This window comes from Erwinia sp. JH02, assembly GCF_013074405.1.
Classification (GTDB): domain Bacteria; phylum Pseudomonadota; class Gammaproteobacteria; order Enterobacterales; family Enterobacteriaceae; genus Erwinia; species Erwinia rhapontici.
In genome coordinates this window covers 300,523-322,067 of record NZ_JABANZ010000001.1, presented here as the reverse complement: position 1 = coordinate 322,067, position 21,545 = coordinate 300,523, and the positions used below count along the sequence as shown (strand labels likewise).

At 56.8% G+C, this 21,545-nt stretch carries 19 protein-coding genes; 8 read left to right on the top strand and 11 right to left on the bottom strand.

Features of this window, described 5'->3' with window-relative positions:
• Nucleotides 1–67: 67 nt before the first annotated feature.
• On the top strand, nt 68–574 hold the full coding sequence (locus HHI26_RS01450) for a phenolic acid decarboxylase (protein ID WP_166653692.1): 507 nt from the start codon (nt 68–70) through the stop codon (nt 572–574).
• Between the two features lie 112 nt (nt 575–686).
• Here the strand turns inward: HHI26_RS01450 and HHI26_RS01445 are convergent, their stop codons facing one another.
• The 3 genes from HHI26_RS01445 to HHI26_RS01435 all read right to left on the bottom strand — a co-directional run bounded on the left by HHI26_RS01445 (nt 687) and on the right by HHI26_RS01435 (nt 4,133).
• Nucleotides 687–1,244, bottom strand: coding sequence for a hypothetical protein (locus HHI26_RS01445; protein WP_171148438.1), 558 nt, complete (start codon nt 1,242–1,244; stop codon nt 687–689).
• Nucleotides 1,245–1,428: 184 nt separating this feature from the next.
• On the bottom strand, nt 1,429–2,628 hold the full coding sequence (gene fabV, locus HHI26_RS01440) for an enoyl-ACP reductase FabV (RefSeq protein WP_133841986.1): 1,200 nt from the start codon (nt 2,626–2,628) through the stop codon (nt 1,429–1,431).
• A gap of 164 nt (nt 2,629–2,792) precedes the next feature.
• On the bottom strand, nt 2,793–4,133 hold the full coding sequence (locus HHI26_RS01435) for a D-serine ammonia-lyase (RefSeq protein WP_133841985.1): 1,341 nt from the start codon (nt 4,131–4,133) through the stop codon (nt 2,793–2,795).
• 400 nt (nt 4,134–4,533) lie between these two features.
• On the opposite strand from HHI26_RS01435, the gene HHI26_RS01430 reads away from it, so the two are divergent.
• The 3 genes from HHI26_RS01430 (at nt 4,534) to HHI26_RS01420 (ending at nt 8,062) form a co-directional block, all read left to right on the top strand.
• Nucleotides 4,534–5,808, top strand: coding sequence for a Glu/Leu/Phe/Val dehydrogenase (locus HHI26_RS01430; protein WP_159336605.1), 1,275 nt, complete (start codon nt 4,534–4,536; stop codon nt 5,806–5,808).
• A 130-nt stretch (nt 5,809–5,938) separates the two neighbouring features.
• Nucleotides 5,939–6,958, top strand: a complete 1,020-nt coding sequence (locus HHI26_RS01425; protein ID WP_171148437.1) for a LacI family DNA-binding transcriptional regulator — start codon at nt 5,939–5,941, stop codon at nt 6,956–6,958.
• A 273-nt stretch (nt 6,959–7,231) separates the two neighbouring features.
• Nucleotides 7,232–8,062, top strand: a complete 831-nt coding sequence (locus HHI26_RS01420; RefSeq protein ID WP_133841982.1) for a sugar phosphate isomerase/epimerase family protein — start codon at nt 7,232–7,234, stop codon at nt 8,060–8,062.
• 344 nt (nt 8,063–8,406) lie between these two features.
• Here HHI26_RS01420 and HHI26_RS01415 read toward each other — a convergent pair whose 3' ends face one another.
• The 3 genes from HHI26_RS01415 to HHI26_RS01405 all read right to left on the bottom strand — a co-directional run bounded on the left by HHI26_RS01415 (nt 8,407) and on the right by HHI26_RS01405 (nt 10,323).
• Nucleotides 8,407–8,832, bottom strand: coding sequence for a hypothetical protein (locus HHI26_RS01415; protein ID WP_171148436.1), 426 nt, complete (start codon nt 8,830–8,832; stop codon nt 8,407–8,409).
• Nucleotides 8,833–8,880: 48 nt separating this feature from the next.
• Nucleotides 8,881–9,327, bottom strand: a complete 447-nt coding sequence (locus HHI26_RS01410) for a DUF441 domain-containing protein (RefSeq protein ID WP_133841980.1) — start codon at nt 9,325–9,327, stop codon at nt 8,881–8,883.
• A 69-nt stretch (nt 9,328–9,396) separates the two neighbouring features.
• A complete protein-coding gene (locus tag HHI26_RS01405; protein ID WP_167863832.1) occupies nt 9,397–10,323 on the bottom strand; it encodes an AraC family transcriptional regulator in 927 nt (308 codons plus the stop codon).
• A gap of 120 nt (nt 10,324–10,443) precedes the next feature.
• On the opposite strand from HHI26_RS01405, the gene HHI26_RS01400 reads away from it, so the two are divergent.
• From HHI26_RS01400 to HHI26_RS01390, 3 genes are read left to right on the top strand one after another with little or no spacing between them, the layout of a single operon-like run.
• The gene (locus HHI26_RS01400) at nt 10,444–12,426 is read left to right on the top strand and encodes a TonB-dependent receptor (protein WP_171148435.1); all 1,983 of its coding nucleotides are present in this window, start codon (nt 10,444–10,446) and stop codon (nt 12,424–12,426) included.
• Nucleotides 12,423–13,415, top strand: coding sequence for a methyltransferase (locus HHI26_RS01395; protein ID WP_171148434.1), 993 nt, complete (start codon nt 12,423–12,425; stop codon nt 13,413–13,415). The genes HHI26_RS01400 and HHI26_RS01395 overlap by 4 nt, the downstream gene beginning before the upstream one ends.
• Entirely contained in the window at nt 13,412–14,596 is a 1,185-nt protein-coding gene (locus HHI26_RS01390) for an MFS transporter (RefSeq protein ID WP_133841976.1), read from the top strand. The genes HHI26_RS01395 and HHI26_RS01390 overlap by 4 nt, the downstream gene beginning before the upstream one ends.
• Here HHI26_RS01390 and HHI26_RS01385 read toward each other — a convergent pair.
• A complete protein-coding gene (locus tag HHI26_RS01385) occupies nt 14,588–15,220 on the bottom strand; it encodes a hypothetical protein (RefSeq protein ID WP_171148433.1) in 633 nt (210 codons plus the stop codon). The two genes, HHI26_RS01390 and HHI26_RS01385, sit on opposite strands and share 9 nt — an antisense overlap.
• 253 nt (nt 15,221–15,473) lie before the next feature.
• Between HHI26_RS01385 and hpxO the strand changes: the two genes are divergently transcribed.
• Entirely contained in the window at nt 15,474–16,631 is a 1,158-nt protein-coding gene (gene hpxO, locus HHI26_RS01380) for an FAD-dependent urate hydroxylase HpxO (protein WP_133841974.1), read from the top strand.
• A gap of 772 nt (nt 16,632–17,403) precedes the next feature.
• On the opposite strand, the gene rhaM is transcribed toward hpxO, so the two are convergent.
• From rhaM to rhaB, 4 genes are read right to left on the bottom strand one after another with little or no spacing between them, the layout of a single operon-like run.
• Entirely contained in the window at nt 17,404–17,718 is a 315-nt protein-coding gene (gene rhaM, locus HHI26_RS01375) for an L-rhamnose mutarotase (RefSeq protein ID WP_159336599.1), read from the bottom strand.
• Nucleotides 17,708–18,550, bottom strand: coding sequence for a rhamnulose-1-phosphate aldolase (rhaD, locus tag HHI26_RS01370; RefSeq protein WP_133841972.1), 843 nt, complete (start codon nt 18,548–18,550; stop codon nt 17,708–17,710). Before rhaD ends, rhaM begins: the two co-directional genes overlap by 11 nt.
• A 9-nt stretch (nt 18,551–18,559) precedes the next feature.
• Nucleotides 18,560–19,816: an L-rhamnose isomerase gene (locus HHI26_RS01365; protein ID WP_133841971.1), complete on the bottom strand. Its 1,257-nt coding sequence runs from the start codon at nt 19,814–19,816 to the stop codon at nt 18,560–18,562.
• Nucleotides 19,813–21,285 (bottom strand): rhamnulokinase, encoded by a 1,473-nt coding sequence (rhaB, locus tag HHI26_RS01360; RefSeq protein WP_133841970.1) that lies wholly within the window; start codon nt 21,283–21,285, stop codon nt 19,813–19,815. Before rhaB ends, HHI26_RS01365 begins: the two co-directional genes overlap by 4 nt.
• Between the last annotated feature and the right edge of the window lie 260 nt (nt 21,286–21,545).

Below are 21,545 nucleotides of genomic sequence, written 5' to 3'. Positions count from 1 at the left end.
CAAAATTAGCGTTATTCATCGAAAAAATCCAGCGTTACAGTAGTGGCATACCTAATTGAGGAGAACAATGATGGCGCGTTTTAATCAGCATGATCTGAGTGAATTTGTCGGTAAACATCTGGTGTATACCTACGACAACGGCTGGAATTATGAAATCTACGTGAAAAATGGCACAACGCTGGATTATCGTATCCACAGTGGGATTGTTGCTAATCGCTGGGTGAAAGATCAGCAGGCATATATTGTTCGCGTGGCCGCAGAGGTATACAAAATTTCCTGGACTGAGCCAACCGGAACCGATGTCAGCCTGATCGTAAATCTGGCAGATAAGATTTTCCACGGCACCATTTTCTTCCCACGCTGGGTGATCAATAACCCTGAGCATACCGTCTGTTTCCAGAACGATCATATTGCGCAGATGGCGCGCTATCGTGATGCAGGCCCGGCTTACCCAACAGAAGTGATTGATGAGTTTGCTACGCTGACGTTTATTCGTGACTGCGGGGAGAATAACGAAACGGTGATTAACTGTCCGGCCAGTGAATTGCCAGCAGATTTTCCTGCAGGTCTGTAGGGGGATCTTTTTTCCGGTCAGCCATCAGTACCGGCCTGACCTTAACGCACATAAACAACACGGGGCGACCGGAAAAAAGGTCGCCCCGACAGGGTTCATGACGCGATAGTGGTTACTTCGCGAGAATATTATTCACCGCAGCAGCGTGGCCCACTTTGTCTTTAGAACCGGAGATCACCTGAATGACGGTAAATTTATTATCAGCGGCCGATAACAGCGTGGCCTGCTGGACATCCTTGCCGTCCATTTTGTCGGTTGCTTCAATGTGATAAACCTCAAGGCCTTTCACCTTCTCCGTCTTCTCACTGATCACCGTATAGTCCGGCGAAGCCTGCTTCTGTTTGTCTTTGATGGATTTCATGCCATCAATAAAATCAGCATCGGTTGCACCACGGGCCACAACCGGGATGGCATCTTCACCGATCAGCAGCACGCGTTTTTCCGCTTTGCTGACGTACATATTACCCGGGCCGCCGCCAGGGACAGGCTGCATCTCATAACCTTTGAGATTAAATGCCAGGTGCCCGCCAAGTAAGGAGACTTTCTCTGCCGCCGCCGCATTGGCCACGGGTGCTTTAGCTTCTGCCGCTACAGCCATATTTGCTGCACTGCTTAATGCCATCGCCATACACAGTGATCCTGCCAGAGTCATTGATTTTGATAATTTCATTATTCGAGCTTCCTTCTTCAAATTAAGATTCATTGTATTAATATTGTTATTCAATCAACCATCAGATTACTCTCGATCCTTATTTTTATTCTCTTTACCCTGATATCGCAGGACAAATGACAGTGTGATGAAGATAAAAAAAGGGCGACCCGTGGCCGCCCTTAAATAATATCCGTAACAGAAATTACATCTGTACCAGATTTTTGATTTTCACATCGGGATTAACATCCGCAGCGTAATCTACGCCGTCCAGACCGAAGCCGAACAGGTGCATAAACTCGGTTTTGTAGCCAGCGAAGTCAGAAACCTCGTTCAGGGTTTCGTCGGTCACGGTCTGCCACAGACGGGCGACTTCATCCTGCACTTCTGGCTGCAACTCTTTGTAGTCAGCGCGCAGACGGCCAGCGTCATCCAGAATCGGTGAGGCGTTGTACAGGCTGTCTTTAAACAGACCGTACACCTGCTCGATGCAACCTTCGTGGGTGCCCTTCTCTTTCATCACTTTAAACAGCAGTGACAGATACAGTGGCATCACAGGAATCGCAGAGCTTGCCTGGGTCACAACCGCTTTCAGTACAGAAACACGTGCGTCACCGTTACCGTGAGCGGCCAGGGTGTCACGAATGGTCAGAACGCGCTTGTCCAGATCCTTTTTCGCTTCGCCGATAGAACCGTTCCAGTAGATGTCGTGGGTGATTTTCTCGCCCAGGTAGGTGAACGCAGTGGTCTTCGCGCCATCCGCCAGCACACCGGCTTCCAGCAGCGCATCAATCCACATCTGCCAGTCTTCGCCGCCCATTACCGCGACGGTACCGTCGATCTCTTCCTGGGAAGCAGGCTCCAGCGACACGTCAGTCAGCGTTTCTTTATCGGTGTTCAGGCCACGCGTGGTCAGCGGTTTACCGATCGGTTTCAGGGTTGAGTTGAACACTTCACCGGTTTTCGGATGGGTACGACGTGGCGCAGCCAGGCTGTAAACCACCAGATCAACCTGACCCAGATCTTCTTTGATCAGTTCAATGGTTTTCTGCTTAACCGCATCGGAATATGCGTCGCCATTGATGCTTTTTGCATACAGGCCTTTTTCAGTCGCGAACTCTTCAAATGCAGCAGAGTTGTACCAGCCAGCGGTGGCCGGTTTGGTCTCTTCGCCTGCACGCTCGAAGAACACACCCAGTGTGTCAGCGCCGCAACCAAATGCCGCAGAGATACGGGCAGCAAGGCCGTAACCGGTAGAGGCACCAATCACCAGCACTTTTTTCGGACCGGAGGCAATCGCGCCCTGAGCGGTGACGTACTCGATCTGTTTTTCTACGTTAGCTTTACAGCCTTCTGGATGGGCAGTAACACAGATGAAGCCACGGATGCGTGGTTTAATAATCATATTGACCTCAGTAATTGTAACTATACCCGTCATACTTCACGTTGCCGGGTATATTTCATCGTCTTTTTCATGAAATTAGCGCGTTAGAATACCGCGTATGCCGGTTCAGGCAAAGTGCCGAAACATTCTTATCGTTATCCCGTCACGTTATCACCACGCTTTGCTCAGGGAGTGAGCACCCTCTGAGCCTGCGCGAGGTAGTGCGCCATTTCGCTTTCCGGCACCATACCGCCGCCTGTTGCCCACACCAGATGTGTGGCACGGGCAAGCGATGAGGCGCTGATGCCCTGCTTTGCCAGGTGCTGCGGTTCAGCGCTGATGCGCCACGGCCCGCACATTCCGGCCAGTGCCGAAGGTTCTAATGCCAGCGACTCATGCTGCTGCAATAACCCCAACAGAGCGTACATTTCCTCGTCGCTCAGCGTATAAAAGGCGCTGAGCAGCCGCGCCATGGCACGCCCGACAAAACCGGAAGCGCGCCCCACGGCCAGGCCATCGGCTGCCGTGCGATTATCAATGCCCAGATCCTGCACCGAGATCGCATCGTGCAGCCCGGTGTGGACCCCCAGCAGCATGCAGGGAGAATGCGTCGGTTCGGCAAAAACACAATGCACGTGATCGCCAAAAGCCAGCTTCAGGCCGAAGGCCACGCCACCGGGGCCGCCCCCCACGCCACAGGGCAGATAAACAAACAGCGGATGGTCGGCATCCACGGTTATATTCTCAGCGGCAAACTGCTGTTTCAGCCGTTCTCCGGCCACCGCATAGCCGAGAAACAGATTGTGCGAGTTCTCATCATCAATAAAGAAGCAGTGCGGATCGGATGCCGCCTGACGACGCCCTTCGGCCACCGCCACGCCGTAGTCCTGCTGGTATTCCACCACGTTCACGCCATGATCGCGCAGTTTCTGCTTCTTCCAGGCACGCGCGTCGGCCGACATATGCACGGTGACATCAAACCCCAGGCTGGCACTGATGATGCCAATCGACAGACCAAGATTGCCGGTTGAACCAACGGCAATCCGCTGCTGGCGGAAAAGTGCACGACAGTCAGGCGATGCAAGACGACGGTAATCTTCGTCCAGCGTCAAGAGTCCGGCGGATAGCGCCAACTGCTCGGCATGGGCCAGCACTTCATAAATGCCGCCGCGCGCTTTTATCGACCCCGATACCGGCAGATGGCTGTCTTTTTTCAGCCACAGTTTACCTGCAAGCACTTGCCCGTAACGAGCATCCAGCATCGGCTGCAGCCGTGGAAGCGCACAGATATCAGACTCGATAATCCCCTGCCGCGCTCGCGTTTCCGGAAATGCCTCCATCAGCCAGGGGGCAAAACGCTGTAATCGTGCGCTGGCATCGGCAACCTGTTCACGTGTCAATCCGACATGGGGATAGCCTTCGGTCAGCGATGTGGTGGCGGGATTGAACCAGGTGAGCGGTTGTAAGGCGCATAGCGTGTTAAGCAGTGGAAAGTTCCGTTTGAGATGTTCGACGTCTGGTAACATGGTGACTTCTCCTGTCTTTCAACATAATCGGGGATACGACCGGCGATTGCCGCAGGCATGCGCGTTAAAACCCAAAGTTTGATCGCATTCAAATTTCTGAAAAATATAAAGAAAATTCTGATATGCATTTTATCTGCATAATTACCGCCTGCCAACGGGCAGCGTAACAGGCCAATGCGATATGACCTGCTAACTATGCATTTACACCCTGAAAAATGCCTCATCAACATAGAATTTCACAATGTTTTAAAAACTTGGAAACCTTTTTTTGATGTTAAGTTAGGGGCAACTCAGTGAGATGCACTGAGCCATCCACGGTATTACAGTATTTATAACTAAGCGCCACCCGCCCGCTATGTCATACGCCAAACGGACAGGCGCTAAACAAAAAAGGTTTGTTATGGAAAAGCTCTCTTACGTTTCTGAAGGCAGCAAAACGGCCTGGTCAACTTACTTACAACAGATCGATCGTGTCGCACCTTATCTCGGTGACCTGTCGCGCTGGGTGGATACCCTGCGTCACCCTAAACGTTCCCTGATTGTTGATATTCCCCTGCAAATGGACGATGGCAGCATTCGCCACTTTGAAGGCTTCCGCGTGCAGCACAACCTGTCGCGCGGCCCGGGCAAAGGCGGTGTGCGTTACCATCCTAACGTCGATTTGAACGAAGTGATGGCGCTCTCTGCCTGGATGACGATCAAATGTGCAGCGGTCAACCTGCCGTACGGCGGGGCGAAAGGCGGGATTCGTGTTGATCCGTTTAGCCTGTCAGAAGGTGAGCTTGAACGCCTGACTCGCCGCTATACCAGCGAAATTGGTCTGATTATCGGCCCGCAAAAAGATATTCCTGCGCCAGACGTGGGCACCAATGCCAAAGTGATGGCATGGATGATGGATACCTATTCCATGAACCAGGGCACCACGATCACGGGCGTGGTCACGGGCAAACCGATTCACCTTGGCGGTTCTCTGGGCCGTGAAAAAGCGACCGGACGCGGGGTGTTTATTACCGGGCGCGAAGTGGCACGCCGCAGCGGTATCGAGATTGAAGGGGCGAAAGTCGCCGTGCAGGGCTTCGGTAACGTGGGTAGCGAAGCGGCGCGGCTGTTTAATGAGGCAGGCGCCCGCGTGATCGTTATTCAGGATCATACCGCCACCCTGTATAACCCGGCGGGGATTGACCTGGTGGCACTGAGCGAATGGCAGTTGGCCAACAAGAAGATTGCCGGGTTCAGCGGTGCGCAGGTGATTGATGATGAGGCCTTCTGGGACGTTGAAATGGATATCCTGATCCCGGCAGCGCTGGAAGGTCAGATCACCCGTCAGCGCGCGGAAAAACTGCACTGCCGTCTGGTGCTGGAAGGCGCTAACGGCCCCACCTTCCCGGAAGCCGATGATGTGCTGGCGGAACGTGGCATTACCGTGGTGCCGGACGTGGTCTGTAACGCAGGCGGCGTGACCGTCAGTTACTTTGAGTGGGTTCAGGATATGGCCAGCTTCTTCTGGAGCGAAGACGAAATCAATGAGCGCATGGATAAAATCATGACCGAAGCGATGGTCCATGTCTGGGATAAATCCCGCGAGAAAACGTGCAGCCTGCGCACAGCAGCCTATATTGTGGCCTGCGAACGCATCCTGATGGCGCGTAAAGATCGCGGTATCTACCCTGGATGATCCTCACCGGGGTGGTGCTTACCACCCCGTTTTCTACCCGCCTGACGCGACATTCTCCTCGCGAACATCTTGCTATCTTTCCGCCGTCACGGCAGGCTGTTAGCCCCTTTTCATGGATGCTGAACTGACTATGACGCGCAAACCTGCCCCTAAACTCCCGGTACGTAAAGTCACGGCCAAAGAGGTCGCCCTGCGCGCCGGGGTATCAAAATGGACCGTTTCGCGTGCCTTCACCGACGGCGCGTCAATTTCGCCAAAGACGCTGGAGCGGGTGATGTCAGCGGCCAGCGAGCTGGGCTGGCGGCCCAATCTGCTGGCACGCAGTTTGTCGAAAAAACGCTCCGGCATCATCGGTGTGGTGGTGGATGAGATGCACAACCCAAACCTGATCCCGTTGCTGGATGAAGTTACGCATCAGCTGCAGACGCATGGCTGCGTGGCACTGTTGCTGAACATCAGCAGCAGTCAGCGCGACGAAGCGATCCTGACACTGGCCGATCAGCTTCAGGTCGATGGTCTGTTGTTTATGGGCACCCTGCTGAGTGACGAGATTATCCGTCTGGCGAAAGATATTTATCAGGTTCCTCTGGTGCAGATTGGCCGCAGCAGCGCCGACCCTTACATCCAGGTGGTGACAACCGATGGTTATCGTGCCGGGCGTGAAATCGCCGACCTGTTGCATGCCGAAGGCTACCAGCATTTTGCCTATATGAAGGGGCCAGATACTGACTCCAGCCAGCTGTTGCGCTATGACGGTTATCGCGACCGCCTGGTCGAACTGGGTGTGGATGCTGCCAGTATTGCCCTCTTCGATGCGCGGCATTATCAGCGCGACAGCGGTTACCGGACCTTTGCGCAGGCGCTGCAAGTGGGATCGCCGATTGATGCCCTGTTCTGTGAGAATGACATTCTGGCAATCGGTGCCATTGAAGCGATGCGCGCATTAACGCCCGCACGACACGTGGGCATTGTCGGTTTTGACGGCATTGAACTGGCCGCTTCGCCCAGCTTTTCCCTGACCACCTGCGGCCAGCCGTTTTCGCGCCTGGTGCCGGATGCCATCCGACGGCTGACCACTCCCTGGGACGAAGAACACAATCAGCTCTATCCCGGCGAATTGCAGTTGCGCCAGTCTCATCGTCGCCCCTGATATCTGTCAGTAGATGATAATTTCTATCAAATCTATCATTTACTGACTTTTCCCTCTGATAATTTTGACACACTTCAAAGAATTTATATTTCACCGTGACAATAAATGGAATTTAAATTCCTTTTCACTTAGTCTCCCCCCCTCTGCAACTGACAATTTCGCCTCAGAGCGTGAATCAACCCGTTAAATGAAGATAGTTTTTTATCATTTACACTGATAGCTCTGAGCGCACTGCTTTCGCTGATACGCTCAGCTCAAGATGAAGGATGACCAATGAAGAAGGCTCTGCATGGCGTTTCCGTTTTACACAGCAACGCGGTCACACAGTTACGTATCGCGCATGAAACGGGTTTTGATGCCCTGGAGCTGCTGCCGGAACATTTATTCCGTTATCTGGAACACGGCGGCACGCTGGAAAAATACAAGCAACTGATGCAGCAGTATCAGATTGAGATTAGCTGCATCAATGCCCTGAAGCGCATTGGCCGCCACCAGCCGCAGGAGCGTCGCGAGATGCTGGATGAAGCCGATAAGATCTGTCGTGCTGCCCAGGCGCTGGGTTGCCCGGTGGTGCAGGTGATGGCGCTGAACGAAATTGATGATCTTTCCGTTGCCGACCGCACACGCATTCTGACAGAGAATATCCGGGATATTGCGGCCATTGGCGCGCAGTACGGGATTAAATTCCAGATCGAAGTGGTGGCTTTTACTCCGTTCAACAGCCTGAAACAGGGCCTGGAAATCATTCAGGCCGTGGGCGCTGACAACGTGGGTGTGGTAGTCGACTTCTGGCATCTGTATGCCGGTGGCGATACCACGCCGGAAGAGGTTGCCGCCATGGATGTGAACCTGATTTATGGTGTGCATTTCTGCGATGGTCGTCGTTTGCACCCGGGTGAAGCCTGGGACGAACGCGTACAGCGCAACTATCAGCCAGGTGAAGGCGAAGTGGATATCGCCCGCTGGGTCGCGGCAGTGAAACAGAGTGGCTACAACGGCGTATGGTGCCCGGAACTGCTTAGCCCGACACACTGGGAAGATGATTTATGGCAGATTGCTCAGGACTCCATGAGCAGCCTGACCGCGTATACGCAGGACGTCTGACGCAACAGCAGCTCAAAGTATGAAGAATAGTTAGCCGAAATAATTTGAGTTGCAACAAGGCGGCAAGGCTGTAAGTCCCCGGGAGCATAGATAACTCTATGACCGGGCGCGCAGACGCAGCCAACGCCGTTGCAGCTGAAAGTATGAAGAATAGTTAGCCGAAATAATTTGAGTTGCAACAAGGCGGCAAGGCTGTAAGTCCCCGGGAGCATAGATAACTATGTGACCGGGGCGCGCAGCCGCAGCCAACGCCGTTGCAGCTCAAAGTATGAAGGCTAGAAGGATAAATTGAAGTAGGGTTGGCAGGATGACTAGGCAGGCACCGTAGGGCGCCTGCCCTTTTTTTAGGCTTCTTTGATACCGGCTTCCACTTCTGCCTGCTGATAACGCTGCTTAAAGGCCTCGTTCTCTTCGACCAGACGCAGTGCCGCTTCCACCAGTTCGTTTTGCACCAGAGTGGTTGCACCCTCGCTGGTTTTCCAGTGAATGTACATCACGCACAATGCCGCAACCTGGAGCTTATCGCCCTCGTCATTGCTGCCATCAAACTGATACTCGGCCAGCGACCAGTGATACACCGGCACGACAAACGGCATATCGCCGCTTTCATCCAGCTCCGGCAGCGTGGCAAACAGTTCAACCATCTCTGGCGTCGCTTCATAGTTCTGGCGGCCGATGGCATCCATCTGGCGACCGTGGGCGCGGGTTTTATTGGCCTGTTTCTGCTTCAGTTTGGCGCGTTTATTACGCTTATCTTGTTTAGTGCTCACACTGTTTCTCTGTCAGATAAAATTCTGGCGGCAGGATAACATATTTGCTCAGGATTTCCCGATCATCAGCGAGACCAGGCCTGCGGCAATCAGCGGACCAACCGGAACGCCACGGAATAACGAAACGCCAATAATAGTCCCAATCAGCAACCCCCCGACCACGGTAGGCTGGCTGCTCATTAATGCCACGCCGCGCCCGCCAACCCAGGAAACAAAAATGCCCACCGCAATCGCCAGCAGTGATTTCCAGTTCAGGAAGGAGTGCATCAGGGTGGTGGAAGGCAGCGTTCCGCTGGCAATGGGTGCCATGACGCCGATGGTCAGAATAATGATCCCGACCGTTACCCCCTGCTTTTCAATCCACGGGAACGTCTGTTGCAGCGGCGTCATGCGAATGGCGACCAACACTAACAGGGCAATGGTGACAGTGAGGTTGTGGCTGAAATAACTCAAAGCGGCAAGAAACAGCAGAATAACGAGGGTCAGATCGAACATTTTTCTCTTCCTGAAATAACAGTTACATAACATCTTGTGCTAACAGCATAAGCATTTTCCGTATCGACTCTACTGTTTTTTTCCCGTGACCGCGCTGGCATGACGGCCAAAATAGCGATGAAACGCCACGCTGAAGTTATTCGCATGGCGATAACCCACCTGCCAGCCCGCCTGCGCCACCTGATACCCCTGCTCCAGCAGGCGGTGCGCCTGTTCCATGCGCAGCTGTAACAGCATCTGTCCCGGCGTCGTATGAAAACGCTGATGAAAACCCTGCTTAAGTTTGTAATCGCTTAACCCTACCGCCATCGCCAGCGTGCTGAGGGAGAACGGCTCGGCCAGATGCGCCAGCATCCATTCCCGTGCCTGCTCCAGCCGCCGATCGTCCTGGGGGTGCAGCGGCCGGTTCCCCGCAGACAGGAGCAAATGCCGGTAAAGCGCCAGCAGATTCAGCGCATGGATCTGCTGCATCAGCGGATCCTGACGGCTGGCTTCCAGCTGTGCCAGTAGCGTTTCCGTTGCCGGGTTAAACGGCGTCCAGGCGTGGTGGGCCAGTATGGGCTGCCGGAACAGGCGTTCACACACCTCTTCACCAAAATAGTGTTTCACGCCGCTGGCCCCAATCAGCAGACGCAGCTGACTGACCGTTTCGCATGCACGATAGTGCCGCTCGCCCACGCTGCCGTTGAAGCTGGTCATGGTCAGATAGTGCTGGCTGAAGCGGGTTTCCTGCCCTTCCCGCCCCTGATAAACCGAATGGCCTGCCAGGCCGAAGGTCAGCACCAGCATCGGCTGTGCATGAGGATTGCAGGTTTCTTCAATCAGCGGCCGCTGAGGTTGATACAACGAGCGCACCAGCGTCATGCCATCCGCAAGCGTGGTGAAATGCGAACGACAGTCACCGACCGTTGGCGGTAATGCGCGGATGGCACCCGTGACCTGCGCATCAGCGGCGCTGACGCGATAGCTTTGTGTGCCCTGAAAAGGCTGGATCATCAGGTTCACCGTTTCCCAGAGTAAAATCACCGCCTCGCAGACAAACGAGGATAATAAGCATTCTCATTTATAGATAGCATAGTTGGCGTTTCTGCGCTATCGACAACAATGAGGATCACCATGAGTACAGGTTACTGGGGGCTGTTACTTGCCCTGCCCGGCATCGCTGCTGCCGCCACCGATACCACTATTCACACCGCCGCCGATGAGATGGTAGTGACCGCCACCAAAACGGCCCTGCCTGCCGTCGAGGTGCCTGCCTCACTGTCCGTACTGTATGGCGAGGATCTGGAGGCACAACGGGTGGAGGAGATAAGCCAGCTGGCGGCACGCACGCCTGGCCTGGTGTTTCAACCCTGGGGACAGTCGGGTACCAACCTGCCCGTGATGCGCGGCCTGAGCGGCAGTGCGACCGGCTTCTCCTCCTCCGTATTACTGACCGAAGACGGTGTGCCGCAGCTGACCAATCAGGGGTTTGATAATGCCTTTATGGACGTGGAGCGCGTGGAGATCCTGCGTGGGCCACAATCCTCGCTCTATGGCCGTAACGCCGAGGCCGGGGTGATCAATGTGGTGACCCGCACCCCGGACAACCTGCAACGCGGCAGGATCGACGCGATCTATGGCAGTCGTAACCGTCAGCAGCTGCGCGGGAGTTTCAGCACGCCGCTGGTTGAGGATCGGCTGTATATGGCCGTTGCCGGGGAGTGGAAATCCCAGGATGGCGACATTGATAATGCCCTGCGCGGCGGCAAAGCCGATGACCGTGAGCGTGATAACCAGCGGCTGCAACTGCGCTGGACGCCCACCGATGCCGACGATCTCCGGCTGCGTTACAGCCATCAGAACTATCACGACGGCGGTTCACAGTGGGGCCCGGTCGCCAGCCGTGACCGGGTGGTCAACAGCGGCACCGATTCCTGGAACCATTCCCGTGCCAGCGTGATCTCCCTCGACTATCGCCATCTGCTGGAGAACGGCTGGCAGTTTCGTTCCATCAGTGCGCAGAGCGACTTCTGGGATCGGGTGCAGCAGGACACCGACTTTATCGCTGCCGACCGTCTGCACCTGCAACGCGACTACCATCTGACCACCCGTTCGCAGGAGTTCCGCTTGCAGGGCGAAGGCGACCGCCACCGCTGGCTGGCCGGGCTCTATTTTGACGCCGACGATCATCATTTCCGCTATCAGCAGAAACTGCCGCTGATGCTGACTGAGCAACGCATTGCGCAGCGCGGTAACACGCAGGCGTTGTTTGGCGAATGGACACAGACGCTGAGCGGGCCGTGGAGCCTGACGCTGGGCGGTCGCGCCGAACGCAGCGCTGTCAGCGTCACGCCTTCAACAGTGGACAAACGCGAAGCCAGCTGGCACAGCCTGTCACCGAAAATCGCCCTGCAATACCAGTGGCGGCCGGACGTACAAACGTACGCCAGCTACAGCCAGGGTTTCCGTGCCGGGGGGTTTAACCTGTTCTCCCCGGCCACGCAGTATGCCTCCTACAACCCGGAGAAAGTGAAATCCTGGGAGCTGGGGATCAAAGGGCTGTCCGACGATAAACGCCTGCGCTACAGCAGCTCCATCTATCTGATGGATATCAGCGATATGCAGGTGCAGCAGATCGTTCAGGCGGGCGTGGTGTACATCGGCAATGCCGCCAAAGCCCGCTCGACGGGCTGGGAGCTGGAGGCAGATTACGCCTTGCTGCCAGAGCTGCGCGTGCAGGGCTCGCTGGGCCTTAACCATACGCGCTTTGACCGTTATCAGGACGGCGCGAATAACTATGCCGGGAACCATAACCCCTTCGCCCCGGATGCCACCGCCAGCCTTGGTCTGCGTTACGACCACAAGAGCGGCGCTTACAGCCAGCTGCAATGGCACGGCGTAGGCCGCAGCTTCCTCGATGCCGCTAATCAATATCAGCAGGCAGGCTACGGTGTTCTGGATATGACCATCGGCTATGCCTGGCGCGACCTCGATGTGTCGCTGTACGTCGATAATCTGACGGACAAAGAGTACGACGCAGTGGGCTACATCAACGGCACCGTACGTGTTTACAGCCCGGCGCGTGAAATGGGCCTCAAAGTGAGCTATCAACTATGAATACTGTACTCAAACACCTGGACCGGCTGGCTGCCAGTAGCGTGATGGCCGATGCGTTAGCGGTGGCCCTCGACCATCGCCTGTTCCATCATTTGCAACAGCCGCAAACGGCGGCACAGCTGGCTGCCCGGCTGAGCTGGCACCCGGACCCCACGGCCCCGCTGCTGGAGCTGCTGTGGAGTGACGGGTGGCTGAACCGCGAAGGCGATCGTTATCGGGTAACGGAGGCGGTACACGCGTTGCTCTGCCCGCAGGGGGATAGCTATGTGGGTGATGCCTGGCGTTATCGTCTGCGTTCACTGCGTGCTTTAGGCCAGCAGCTTCCGGCGCGGGTCACTCAACCGCTGCCCGGCTTCAGCGCACAACTGGCGCAGGATGCGGCCTGGGCCGAAGCCGCCAGCACGCAGATTGCTCAGGAACAGCGTGCGCTGACGGCGGATACGGCCTGCGCCATTGCCGCCACGCTACCGCACTTTACCCGCCCGGCAACCCTGCTGGATATGGGGGGTGGCCCCGGTCTGGTGAGCGCCGCGCTGGGGCAGCGCTATCCTCAGTTGCACGGCGTGGTACAGGACCTGCCATTAACCGCCGCCGTTGCCCAAAAGAATCTCAGCGCCGCCGGGCTGGATGGCCGCTTTAGCGCGCGCAGTGAGCTGACAGCAGAGGAGCGTTTCGACATTATCTGGTGCTCGTCGTTCCTGCATTTTGTCGCTGATCCACTGGAAACATTACGCCAGCTGCGGGCACGGCTGCGCCCCGGTGGCGTGTTGATCGCCGCCCATGCCGAAATTGGCCCACAGCCCGACCAGGCGCGCGAAGTGCTGCCCTTCTTCCTGCCGCTGATACTGCGCGGGAAACATGTGTTCCATCACGGCGAGATGACGCAGATGCTGGCTGGTGCCGGATTCAGCGGTATCCGCTGCCAGTCGTATCCGTTCCCGATGGCACCGCTGATGGTGCATGTGGCGTTTCAGGACGCCGCACCATGAGGCGCGCTGGATTACAGCTGCTGTTTTTCTGGTTTAATTTCAGCCTGACGCTGCCCGTCACCTGGCTGATGCTCGGGCTGCCGCTGATCCTGCACCAGCAGGGCTGGAGCGGCAGTGAACTGGGGCTGTTTCAGCTGGCCGCCCTGCCCGCCGTGATCAAGCTGTGGCTGGCCTTTCCGGTGCAGCGCAGCCGTCTGTTTCGCCAGCGCTATAAAGACTGGGGCAGCCTCCTTTGGCTGTTGCTGGCGGCACTGTTTGCGCTGCTGAGCCAGATATCGTTGCAGCAGGATAAAACCGTGCTGTTTATGCTGCTGCTCGCGGGCAGCCTGCTGTTGGCCTGGTGCGATGTGCCGGTGAATGCGCTGGCCATCGCGCTGTTTCATGACGGCGAGCAACCCCGGGCGGGCAGCGTACGTGCGGCGGCGCTGTTTGCCGGTGCGGTGGGGGGCAGCGGCGTTATGCTGCTGCTATGGCAGCACTATGGCTGGGCGCTTCCCTGCTGGCTGATGAGTGCGGCGGCATTGAGCAGCGCACTGCTATTACGTCTGCTGCCGGAACCGGCCCGGGGTGACCATCCTGCCGTGGCGGTACGGGGGTTCCTGCACCAGCCTGGCGGTAAAAGCTGGTTGCCGATCTGCCTGCTGGCCTTTCCCTTCCTCGGCTGCGGCTGGCTGTGGCTGAAACCCCTGCTGCTGGATGCCGGGCTACCGCTGCAACAGGTGATCCTTTGGGTCGGTGTTGGTGGCAGTGCACTGGGAGCGGTGGTGAGTTTACTCAGCGCCCGCTGGCTGACGCGCCGCAATGCGGCGGCGGCACTGCCGGGCTGGCTGGCCTTTGCCAGCCTCTCGCTGGCCGTGATGGCGCTGGGTGTGATTGGGCAACTGCCTGCCCGTTATCTGCTGGCAATTTCAACGCTGATGGCGGCGGCGATTGGCGGACTGTCAGCACTGATGTTTATGCTGATGATGGCATTCAGCCGTGCGGAAAATCGGGCGGTGGATTACGGTTTGCAGGCCAGTCTGTTTACGCTGTCGCGCCTGACGGTGCCGCTGTTCAGCGGGCTGCTGCTGGACCGGTTGGGCGCTGGAGCCATGCTCTCCACGCTAGCGCTGCTGACGCTGCTGGTGGCGATATATGCCTGGCACCAGCGCCAGGCCATCGGTCAGCGCCTGTTAGTGTAGGAGATCGAGAGCGGCCTGCAAACTGACCTGCGGGCCACTCAGTACCGCCAGCGTGCTGTTCACGCGTTTCTCTGCTCCGCTCATCGACGCCTGCGCCAGTACAATACAGCCCAGTGCGCATTCCGGTCGTTGCTGAATATAATCGGCAATTTGCTGATGATAACCGTCGATGTCGCCCTGGTTAAACCAGGCCCAGGCACGGGGCACCAGCTCGACATACAGACGATCGCCGGGGATAAACGCGCTGAACAACTGCCTGGTCGACTCCAGCGTCGACTGAGCGGTACACAGCACCAGGATCGTGCCGTGATAACGAGAGGCGATTTTGGCCAGCGTGGCATCCACACGCAGTACGGGTTTACTGAACTCGGCTTCCCACACCGCCACACCCAATGTGGTACAGGTGACAATGACCGCATCGCCCTGCTGGCACAACTCTTCAATCGCACGGCGCGTAGCGGCCACAATTTCGGGAGTCACGCCCTGTTCGCCCTGCGTCTGTGCAAACAACTCACTCTCTACACGATGCAGCAGTTCAACCTCGTCGTAATCCAGCGTGGTTAACGCCTGCTCAAACACCTCGATATTGCTTCTGGCTGCATGCAGGCAGGCAATGATGGTCATAACCGCATCTCTTTTAAGGGGCAGAAGGTTACTTTGGCAAAAATAACAGAAATTGCCAGCGAAACTATTCACACCCGAACGAAAGTTTCACTATCACAGCACCATAAGCGTGCACTGCATCATTATCGCGCCGCCAATCGCTGCAACCTTTGTTTCATTCTTTCATTGGTGGCCCGCAGGGCGGCATGCAGTGTGCTTTGAGAGGCTGGTATGGAAATTGCTTCCTGTACATATAGATCGAGAGGAGGAACGGATGAAAGCAATTATCATAGGTGCCGGTATTGGTGGGATGTGTACAGCGATTGCGCTGAAGCGCTGCGGGATCGACAGCGAAGTGTATGAAGCGGTGAAAGAGATTAAGCCGGTCGGCGCGGCTATTTCCATCTGGCCCAACGGTGTGAAATGCCTTAACTATCTTGGGATGAAAGATGCCCTGCGCGCCATTGGCGGCCCGATGCATTATATGGCGTATAAAGATTATCAGAGCGCGGAAACCCTGACGCAGTTCAGCCTTGATGCGCTGGTACAGGATTCTGGCGAGCGCCCTTACCCGGTGGCGCGTTCCGAACTCCAGTCGATGCTACTGAATACCTGGGGCTTTGATAACGTGCAGTTCGGTAAACGCGTGAGTCGCGTTGAACAACAAAGTGACGGCGTCACGGCTTTCTTTGAAGATGGCAGTGAAGCACAGGGGGATCTGCTGATTGCCTGTGATGGCACCCACTCGGTAGTGCGCGAGTCCGTGCTGGGTTACGCCACCGAGCGCCGATATGCGGGGTATGTGAACTGGAACGGGCTGGTCGAGATTGATGAGTCCCTGGCCCCGGCCAACCAGTGGACGACCTTTGTGGGTGAAGGTAAACGTGTTTCGCTGATGCCAATTGCGGGGAATCGCTTTTACTTCTTCTTCGACGTGCCGTTGCCGAAGGGGTTAGCGGAAGATCGCATCAGTCTGCGCGATGATTTATCCCGTTACTTCGCAGGCTGGGCAGCGCCGGTGCAGCAGCTTATTGCGCAGCTGAATCCGGAAACCACCAACCGCGTGGAGATCCACGACATTGAGCCCTTCGCTCAGTTGGTTAAAGGCCGTGTGGCGCTGCTGGGGGATGCGGCACACAGTACCACGCCGGATATCGGCCAGGGCGGCTGTGCGGCGATGGAAGATGCGGTGGTTCTGGCGATGACGCTGCACAGTAACTCGCTGGGGATTGAGGATGCCCTGCTGCGTTATCAGCATAAGCGAGCCGATCGGGTGAAGGATCTGGTGCTGAAAGCACGTAAGCGCTGCGATGTGACCCATGCGAAGGACCCGGCGTTAACCGCGGAGTGGTACGCCGGGCTGAGGCAGGAATCCGGGGAACGCATTATCAGTGGGATGTGTGAGACGATTCAGGGTGGGCCATTAGCGTAGGAGGAGTTTTGGGCTGGCGGGGCCAGGCGCTTGGTCAGGGCCAGGTCTACGATCAGGTCTACGGCCAGGTCAAGGTCAAGGGCGTTTCGCTTTCCCGCTGCGCGGGCTGAGCGACAAGGGGCGGCCAGTCGCCGCCGCCCCTTGACCCCGGGCTTGCGGCAGGCGCATCGCCCGCTAAAGCGGGTTCTCTCAGTCGATCGGTTTTCCCGCCGGACCGGGCGTGACGGGACATCCCTGTCCCGGCTCACCCTCTCGCCGACGTCCTGTCGGCTCGTCCTGGAAATCCGCCCTCCTTCGGCGAGGCTTAATTGCCGCTCAAAAGGTCAACGGCCAGGTCAAAAGAACAATCAAAGACGGACTAAAAATAAACCAAACGCCAACGAACCATTCTTGGCTTTTGTTGGTGTTTTAATTTCTTAGATTTTTGTTTTGATGTTGAGGCGGCAATTAAGCTGCGCTGAGGAAGTGATGTGAACCAGGATGAACCGCCAGGACGGCGGTGAAAGCTCGGGCCGGCACAAGGATGTGCCGTCACGAGCGGTCCGTCGGTGAGCAACGCTTGCGAAGGCACCCGCTGAAAGCGGGCGCGGCGCCTGCCGCAAGCCCGGATTCCAAAGGGCGGGGCGACTGCCGCCCTTTGGTCGCTTCGCCCGCGATAGCGGGAAAGCGAAACGCCCTTGACGTTGACGTTGACGTTGACGTTGACGTTGACGTTGACGTTGACCTTAAGACATTGACCTGGCCCTGGGCTTAGCCCAGAACCGGGGCCCCCTCATGCCAGATAAAACACCGACGTTAACTCTGCACTCACTGGACTATGATCCGCATTCGACGGCATCAACTCACACATCGATTGCCACCAGCGCTGGCACACCTCCGTCTCAGCCACAGCATTCCAACGTTCTTCTGACTCCACCTCCACCACCGCAAACAGCAGATTGCGCGGCGCATCCAGAAAAATACTGTAATGGTGCGCGCCGTGATCCTTCAGCGTCTGCGCCAGCTCCGGCCAGATCGGATTATGTCGCTGCTGATACTCCTGGTGCTTATCAGGATGCACCTGCATCACAAACGCTTTACGCAACATGGTTATGCTTCGCCTCCAGCGCCGCGCGCCAGGGTTGCACACCGAAACGTTCACCCAGCGCCACCAGTTCTTCAGTCGTTATGCTCTGCTTCATACCGCCCATCGACAGCACTTTCACCACCACTTCGGATGACTTCTCAGCGGTATCAATCAGGCCAAAGGTTTCGTCGAGGGTCGGTCCCGCACCAAAAATACCGTGGAACGGCCACATCACCAACGTATGTGACTGCATTTTCTCAGCCGTTGCACGGCCAATCCCATCGGTGCCCGGCACCATCCACGGCACAATCCCTACACCATCCGGGAACACCACCAGACACTCGGTGCTGCCTTCCCATAACAGGCGAGTGAAGCTGGCTGAATCCAAATCCACCACATAGCTTAACGCCATAAAGTGGGTGGCATGGCAGTGCATAATCACACGATCCGCGCCGTTGGTCAGTTGCTTACGCACACTGTGCGACTGGAAGTGTGATGCCAGCTCAGAGGTAGGAACACCACCGTTGGTCAGGCCCCAGTGGATGGTAAAGGCGCGGCCATCTTCGCTGACGCGCAGCAGTACCAGACAGTCAGCCGGATCGAGCTGCACATTGCGGAAAAACTTGCCCGAACCGGTCACCAGGAACCAGTCATTGGCCAGCTGAGGTGCAGGCTGGCTCAGTTCCAGCGTACGCGGCTGACGGTCAAAGTCTGCCGCAAACGGCTGAACTTCTTCGTCCAGCAGGCGCAGCGAGACGTTACCGCCGTTACGTTCATCCCAGCCCTTCAGCCACATATCCGTAGTCGCTTTGACCATTCCCTGGACAAACCAGGCGTTGATAATTTTTTGCATGTCATACCCTTAACGTTGGCTGAGAATCTGTTGTTCGTAATGACGGACGTCGTTTAACCAGCTGGCACCGGCCGGGACATCGTGGCGCAGACACCAGGTTTCCCACACGGCCTGCCAGGGCAGGGATTTTTGCTCTTCCAGCAGCGCCAGACGCGCCGTGTAATCCCCGTCGTTTTCCAGCGTTTTCAGCATATCGACCGGTTCCAGCAGTGCACGCAGCAGCGCTTTTTTGGCATTGCGCGTGCCGATCACCCAGGCCGCAATACGGTTGATGGAGGCATCAAAGAAGTCGAGGCCGATGTGCACCTTATCAAACAGACGCTGACGCACGATTTCGCTGGCAATCGCCTGGGTTTCATCATCCAGCAGCACCACGTGGTCGCTGTCCCAGCGTACCGGGCGGCTGACATGCAGCAGCAGGCGTGGAACATACAGCATCGCGGTAGAGATCTTATCGGAGATCACTTCGGTCGGATGGAAGTGACCGGCATCCAGCGTCAGCGCGATCTGGCGGCTGGCGGCATAACCGAGGCAAAACTCGTTCGAACCCACGGTGTAGCTCTCGGCGCCAATGCCGAACAGCTTGCTTTCGACGGCATCAATATGGTGAGCCGGGTTGAGTTTTTCGCCGATCACTTCATCCAGGGATTCCATCAGGCGCTGACGTGGCGCAAGGCGATCCACGGTCAGATCTTTCATGCCATCCGGCACCCAAATATTCATCACTGAGGGCGTACCGAGCTGCTCCCCCAGGTAAGCCGACACCTTGCGGCTCGCCTGACAGTGCTCAATCCAGAACTGACGGATTTCGGCATTGTTGTGCGCCAGGGTAAAGCCATCAGCACTCAGCTCATGCGAAAAGCAGCTGGGATTAAAATCCAGCCCCAGCTGGCGATCGCGCGCCCACGCGACCCACCCGGCAAAATGCTGTGGTTTGATTTCATTGCGTTTGACGGCCTGCTCGCTTTCCAGATAGATCGCGTGCAGGTTGAGACGTTTCGGGCCGGGGATCAGCGCCATCGCCTGGTCAAGGTCCGAACGCAACTCTTCCACATTACGTGCGCGGCCAGGATAGTTGCCCGTGGCCTGAATACCGCCCGTCAGTGCGCCCTGCGGGTTTTCAAAACCGCGCACATCGTCGCCCTGCCAGCAGTGCATGGAAACGGGAAGTTGGTCGAGCTGTGACAGTGCGGCTTCTACATCCACACCGATATCGGCGAAACGCTGTTTCGCCAGGACGAAAGCCTGCTCGATGGCCTGGGTCATATACATAGCTCCTTTGCTGAAGAGGTGAGTGACACGAAACGCGCCAGATTGCGGCGAAACACATCACTCCCGTGAGAGTCAAAACGGATAAGAGGGAAATGCTGGCCAAGCTGCTGGCGGAAAGCCGTGACATCGGCCACCGCACCGGCGGTAATCAGCTGGCAGCCGATATTGCCCAACGTGGAGGCCTCCACCGGGCCAGCGAACACCGGAATGCCACAGGCATCGGCACATAGCTGATTAAGAAATGGATTCTGGCAGCCGCCGCCGACAATATGCAGCTGGCTGAAGCGCGCACCGCGCAGCTGTTCCAGCTCCTGCAACACCTGGCGGTAGCAGAAGGCCAGGCTGTCAAAGATACAACGCGCCAGCTCAGAAGGGGTGGTCGGCACCGGCATTCGCTGCCCGGCGCAGGCATCCTGAATTTCACGTACCATGCTGGGTGGGTTAATAAAGCGATCGTCATTCGGGTTAATCAGCCACTGACAGGCTGGCTGCTGCTCCGCATCCGCAATCAACTGACAGAGATCGGTGATGGCCAGCTCGCTACACACACGCTGGAGCAGCCAAAGACCCATAATGTTTTTCAACACCCGGAAGCGCCCTTCGGCCCCGCCTTCGTTGGTGATATTGGCATCCTGGGCAGCCTGACAGGTAAAGGGCAGACGGCTTTCAAAGCCCATTAATGACCAGGTGCCGGAACTGAGGTAAGCCGCATTGTCACCCGCCAGCGGCGTCGCCAGTACGGCACTGGCGGTGTCGTGGGTGGCGACGGCCACCACGGGGATCACCTTGCCTGACGGGCTGGTCCAGCCCCCGACGCGTTTACCTGGCTGTGACGGTTTGCCAAACCATGACGGGTTCGCCCCGCTCCAGCGCAGCAGATCCGCGTCCCACTCACCGCTGGTGATGTTCAGCATTTGCGTGGTGGTGGCGTTGGTGTATTCCCAGTTAAGTTCACCCGTCAGGCGGTAATGCAGGTAGTCAGGGATCATCAGTGCATGTGCCACCTGCGCCAGTTCTGGCGCGGCATCACGGCACAGTGCACGCAGTTGATACAGGGTGTTAAACGGCAGGAACTGGATGCCGGTGCGCTGATAAATACGGTCATGGCCGAGTTCACGGCAGGCCTGTGCCATCACGCCCTGGGTACGGTCATCGCGATAGGCCACGGGTAGACCCACCCGGTTCCCCTGCGCATCCAGCAGCACATAGTCGACCGCCCAGGTATCAATCCCGATGCTTTCGGGCACGATGCCCTGGCGGTCGATTTTTTCCAGTGCGTCAGTAATAAACTGTTCCAGTGCATCAAGATCCCAGCACTGATGGTCATCAACGGTGACCAGCTGGTTTACGCAGCGGCTGACTTCATTCAGCGTCATCGCACCGCTTTCTGAGTCGTGACGGGCCAGCATAACGCGGCCGCTGGACGCGCCAAGATCGATGGCGACAAAGTGACGAAGGCTCATGTGTTCGCTTCCTGATGATTCAATGTCACCAGTGTAAAAGAGCCTGATTTTGCCACCTTCTCGCTACTGCCAGCCGGATCTGACCGCTGGCAGCCTGGCAAAGATGAACGTGAAGCAGATCACAATTTGATTGATGGCACGCAGAATCACGGGATGTGACCCTGCCCTCATTTCTCACTCTTTCCCCCACTTTCTTAAAAATATCACCGGGATAGTCGCTTTCGCTGTCAAAAATTCAAGGTGGGTTTCCGTCGCGCTGC